The organism is Rhodococcus sp. P4_B6 (genome assembly GCF_056402215.1).
Window position 1 is genome coordinate 1 of sequence record NZ_JBFUHV010000476.1, and the last position, 794, is coordinate 794.

The 794-nt window shown below is 65.0% G+C and carries 1 protein-coding gene; it reads left to right on the plus strand.

Annotated elements, in window-relative coordinates; translation table 11 throughout:
• Nucleotides 1-45 precede the first annotated feature (45 nt).
• A partial coding sequence (locus tag AC1DWT_RS51655; RefSeq protein ID WP_477926328.1) for a nuclease/transposase family protein occupies nt 46-794 on the plus strand: 749 nt, incomplete at its 3' end.

Consider the following 794-nt stretch of genomic DNA (forward strand, 5'->3'; position numbering starts at 1 on the left):
TCGGGTCGGTGAACGCACCGCGACGATCAGGGAAAGGCGCAGGGTGTGAAGCGGATCGTTGTCGTGAAGCTGGCTCCCACCCCGGAGCAGTATGTGGCGCTGAAATCGACACTGGAGTTGTGCAATGCGGGGGCGAACATGGTTGCGCAGCTCGCGCACACCGCCGCTGATCGRCGCCCGTTCGCGCTGCAAAAGCAGGTCTCTGCCCAGATCAAGGCGTGCGGGTTGTCGGCGCAACCGGCGATCCGGGTCATCAAGAAGGTGGCGGATGCGTACGCGACCCGGACAGCGAACCTGCGTAACGGGAATTACGGCACGCCGGGATCGACACGGTATGCGAAGGTTGCGGGTAAGGCGGTCGTGTTCCGTCAGGACGCGGGCCAACCGTTCGACGATCGGTGCTTGTCGTGGCAGATCGATCGATCGACGGTGTCGATCTGGACGAGCGCGGGCCGGATGCGCAACGTCGGATTCGTGTGCGCGCCGTGGCAGCKGACAATGCTCGCCGACCGCACAGGCGAGTCGGATCTGATTTTCCGGGACGGATGTTTCTACCTGCATGCAACCGTCGACACCGRCGCACCGCAGCAGCTGGTCCCCGCCGACGACCCCRCCGGGTGGCTGGGTGTGGACTTGGGGATCGTGAACCTGGCKGTGACCACCGCAGACGACCCGGCCGAACTCGACGTCCGGTGGTCCGGTGGTGCGGTCACCGCCCGCCGGAAAAAGAACGGAACCATCCGGTCCGCGCTGCAGAAGGTGGGGACCAGGTCCGCGAAACGGAAACTGAAGAA